Source organism: Candidatus Ruminimicrobium bovinum (assembly GCF_902760015.1).
GTDB classification, from domain to species: Bacteria; Elusimicrobiota; Endomicrobiia; order Endomicrobiales; family Endomicrobiaceae; genus Ruminimicrobium; species Ruminimicrobium bovinum.
On record NZ_CACWEU010000141.1, the window covers coordinates 1 to 4,661 of the forward strand.

The following is a 4,661-nucleotide window of genomic DNA, read 5'->3' on the forward strand; positions in this document are numbered from 1 at the left end:
ATTACTGTTTTCCGTTTGCCCACTTGCTAAGTTTACTACAGAATTATTTGTTAATGTTAAAAGCCCGCCTGTTATTTTTCCTTCTTCTAAATTGATTGTTGAATTTATTAAATTTATATTATTATACGTTATACCTGCATTGCTTAGTAATTTTAGTGTGCTTTGGATTAAATTAATTGTACCTATATTACCGACAGTTGTACCGGTTATACCTGTGTTCAAATTTACTATTCCGGTTAAATTTAAATTTCCGCTGTTATTGATATCGTATTGGCTAAAACCGGTAAAAGTTAAATTATCTATATTTAATATTTGTCCGTCAGCCAATGTAATACCTGTTGCATTATCATAATTTACTACTGTGTTACCTTTACCGTATACCGTAAGTTCTTTTCCATATAAAGCACCTAAACTTTCTACATAGTACTCTTCTCTTGTAAAAATATATATTTTATCCGCCTGCCGTGCAGCAATTTGTGTAATTAAATTTATATTTTCCGTTAAACCGTAGTTTATGTTTTTAGTTTCGCTATCAAATGTAAAGTTTAACAATTTTCTTCCATACACTAATTGGAAATTACTATTATCTACATTTAATACCATACCACTCAAATCACTATCATTACTAAATAAGTTAAAAAATCCTGCTCGCCCGGCATATTTTGTTATATTAAAAAAATTTATATCTGCAACATCAATATTTAATTGTCCGATTGCAGAACCGGATATAAAAATTTTATCACTTACAGCACTAACAATATCAGCATCAAAACATATATTCGAATTTGTTGATGTTAAACCATTTAAATAATTTTTACTTATATTATTGTTTGCTAAATTTATTTTTGAACTGTCTAAATTTAGACTTATTCCTGTTAAATTTGAATTATTTAATAAATTTACCGTAGATTCATTTAAATTTATTGTTCCGTTTATTCCGTAAATAATACCATCAATATCGGTTAAAACTTTTGTTAAAGTTAAAATTGCACCTTCTTCTAAATAGATTCCGTAACTTACTCCATAATATGGAATATTACTTATTGTACTACCCCTTCCACCTGTTGCCTGTATTGTTATTTGGCTATTTTGTATATTTAAAGTTTTATTTGCTTCAACTTTTATACCGTAAGCATTACCACCCTGCCCATAATTTGAAGCTGATACATTTGTTTCTCTAACAAACATAATATCAATATTTTCTAAATCTAAATTCATATAATGTGAATTACCTGAATATGCAGTACCTCCTTTTGCATTTACATATAAATTACTATCTGTTATTGTTGAATTTTCAGATATATATATACCATAAGCATTACCGCCATGACCAATTCCATTTGCACCACCATTGTAAGAAATAGCTCCAGGGTATAATCCTTGAGAACCACCTCCATAACCTATACCACCTTCTATTTTCATTGTTACTAAAGAATTACTAATATTTTTTGATGTTATTCCGTAAGCAGAACCTCCTGTTCCATTACCACCACCACTTGTACTATATCTTCCATCTCTGGCATCAAAAGCAAAACCACCACCAAAAGATCTGCCACCCGTTACAATTAAACTCTGAATATTTGCATTTTGTATTTCATTTGCATTAATACCATAACTATTACCACCATAACCGGTTCCACTACCACCACTATCAGCATCACCTGTTTTATTAATAGCTAAACCACCACCATAAGCAGTTCCACCAATTACTATTAAATCCTCTACATTTATATTTTCTATTTGTCCTTCACTATAAATACCATAACTAGCACCACCGTACCCAGTTCCATTTCCATATGAAGAACCAGTTAAACTGGAACCTCCTCCATAACCTATTCCACCAGTTATATTACCTGAAATTATTGAACCGTCTTGTATAATTAAATTACCTGTTGTATTTATTCCGTAAGCTGCACCACCTGTTCCTGTAACACCACTTGTGCCTGTAACCGTAGAATTACCCGATAATATATTCCCGGCAATTGTAACACCGTTTGTTATTGTTAAATTACCTTCTATATTTAAACCGTAAGTTGAGCTGGCAGGAACATTATTTGTTGTGCTGTTTGGACCTATTATTGAAATATCTGTATCTTCACTTATTGTAGTATCAGCAATAACAATCAAAGGCAGAAAAATTAAAAGAATAGATAGAAAAGAAATGACAGACTTTATGTTATACACGAAATTTTTCATAAAATATGACTCCAACTATATATTTCAAGGTACCGGGTGGGCAAACAAATGATTGGAGCAAATGCTTGCCCGTTGACCCCGGCGAAAGTAGTACACTGCGATTGTACTACAAAAGAAAGAGAGCATAAAAATATAATTGAGTTTCTACAAAACATTATGTAAATTTTAAAGTATTTAGTATAATATAGTGTTGCGCGTTTCTTGTGCAAAGAACATTTTTATATTTCTTTGTATTTATTTTTGTTTTACAAAAAAAATTAATATTCCAAACACTTATTTTTTTGTTTTGTAAAATTTTTATTTTTACACATAAAAAGTAATTATGTTTAATTTTGTTTTAATTTTAATATATTTTGTTTTATTTGTCAACGTTTTTGCTTTATTTTTTACAACTTTTAACAAGGAGTTTTAGTAAACATGAACAAAGAATCTTTTTTTGTAAAACAGCTAAAAAAAATAATGCTTGAAAAAGGATTTACTCAAAAAGAATTAGCAAAAAAATTAAATGTAACAGAAGCTTTTGTTTCCGCTTATTGTAACGGCAAAAGAAGTCCTAAACCTGCAACATTATATAAATTTGCAAAAGATTTAGGAGTAAAGCCGGATTTCTTTTATAACGACAAACAAAAGATTTTTAAAAATTCAATAGTTGATGATAAAAATTTTAACAATGTTATCAATACCGATTTAAAAGATATGAAAATTCAACTTCAAGACCATGAAATAAGATTGTTAAAGTTGGAAAATAAATTATTACGAGATAAAATTATATGAAGACAAAACACTAACGGATATAAAACGACAGCAGAATTAAAATTTACAACTATTTAATTTTGCCGTTTTCCATGACGAGTTGTTTTGAGGCAAGTTTGACAAGTTCCCGACTGTGTGTAACGACAACTAACGTAGTTTTAAATTCTTTACATATATCAAACATCAAATTTTCTATTTTTTCACCTGTTGCTCTATCCAAATTTCCGGTCGGTTCATCGGCAAAAATTATTTTAGGTTCGTTTATAAATGCCCTTGCCATTGCAACCCTTTGTTGTTCCCCTCCGGAAAGCTCCGACGGTAAATGTTTTACCCTGTCTTTAAGCCCTATCATTTCAAGTAATTGATAAGCCCGTTTTTCTTTTTCTTTGTAATTATTCCATGCGGGAATTAAAATATTTTCCAAAACCGTAAAATCGGCAAGTAAATAATGAAATTGAAAAATAAAACCTATGTTTTCTTTTCTTAATTTTGCAAGTTGATTGGCAGATAAATCCGTTACATTTATATCGTCCAATAAAATTGTTCCCGAAGTTTGTTTATCCATTAAACCCAACAAGTGAATTAAAGTGCTTTTACCGACACCGGAAGGTCCGGTAAGCGCAACGGTTTCACCTGAATTTATTGTTAAGTTTATTCCTTTTAACACTTGAACTTCGGGTGATTTTAATGTTTTATAATTTTTTACCAAATTTATTGTTTCTATTTTCATATTAATATCTCAATGCTTCAACGGGTTTTAATTTTGAAACCTGATAAGCGGGATATAAACCCGATATAACCGTTATTACAAAAGCACAAACACACACGGAAATAATGTCTTGCGGCAGTAACACTACAGGTAATTTATCGATATAATAAACACCTTGCGGCAAATCGAATATTTTAAAATTCTTTAAAACATAACTTATTGTTATACCGAGTGTAAGTCCTAAAATTGTACCCAATGTTCCAACAATAATTCCTTCATAAAAAAATATTTTTGATATTGAAAGTCTTGAAAAGCCGCATGCGGCAAGTATGCCTATTTCTTTAGTTTTTTCAACACTTAATAAAAGTATATTTGAAATTATGTTAAAACTTGCAACAATTATTATAAGTGCCAAAATAATAAACATCATTATTTTTTCAAGCTTTAAAGCGGAAAACAAATTTTTATTCATATCTATCCAAGAGCGAACCCTGTACGGATAATCCAATTCTTGCTGAAGTTGTTTTGCAAAACTTTGAACTTTTTCAAAATTTTCCGTCATCACGGCAATACCGCTTACACCGCCGGAAAAGCCGTACATATCATCTGCCGTTTTTAAATCAACATAAACAAGAGTAGTATCATATTCATACATTCCCGAATGAAATACGGCTTCAACTTTTAATTTTTTCATTTTGGGAACAGATGAAATTTGACTCGGAAAAATTATTACAATGTCATCACCTGTTTGAACGCCTATAAGTTTTGCAAGTTCACTGCCTAAAATAATACCGTCGGAAGAAATATTATCATCTTCCATAAGAGAGAACTCCGACAATTTATCTGATAAATTAAGCATTGCATTTTCTTTGTTATAGTCAATACCTTTAACAACGGCACCTGTTCCGCTTGCCGTTGATTTATATTTTTTGATTATTCCCTGCCCGTAAATGTAAGGTGAAGAGGCCGTTACAAAAGATGATTTTGAAATTTCTTCTATTAC

The 4,661-nt window shown here is 30.4% G+C and carries 3 protein-coding genes and 1 pseudogene; 1 reads left to right on the forward strand and 3 read right to left on the reverse strand.

The features are described 5' to 3' along the window. Nucleotides 1-2,196: pseudogene (locus ACMUOV_RS04990) on the reverse strand (hypothetical protein); the annotation flags it as partial. A gap of 417 nt (nt 2,197-2,613) precedes the next feature. On the opposite strand from ACMUOV_RS04990, the gene ACMUOV_RS04995 reads away from it, so the two are divergent. Continuing rightward, nucleotides 2,614-2,970, forward strand: a complete 357-nt coding sequence (locus tag ACMUOV_RS04995) for a helix-turn-helix domain-containing protein (protein ID WP_413854008.1) — start codon at nt 2,614-2,616, stop codon at nt 2,968-2,970. A gap of 49 nt (nt 2,971-3,019) precedes the next feature. On the opposite strand, the gene ACMUOV_RS05000 is transcribed toward ACMUOV_RS04995, so the two are convergent. Together ACMUOV_RS05000 and ACMUOV_RS05005 are read right to left on the reverse strand one after the other, a co-directional pair. Continuing rightward, nucleotides 3,020-3,679 carry an ABC transporter ATP-binding protein gene (locus ACMUOV_RS05000; RefSeq protein WP_413854009.1) on the reverse strand — a complete coding sequence of 220 codons (660 nt, stop codon included), beginning with the start codon at nt 3,677-3,679 and terminating at the stop codon, nt 3,020-3,022. Between the two features lies 1 nt (nt 3,680). After that, the coding region (locus ACMUOV_RS05005; RefSeq protein WP_413854010.1) for an FtsX-like permease family protein at nt 3,681-4,661 on the reverse strand (981 nt) is incomplete at its 5' end.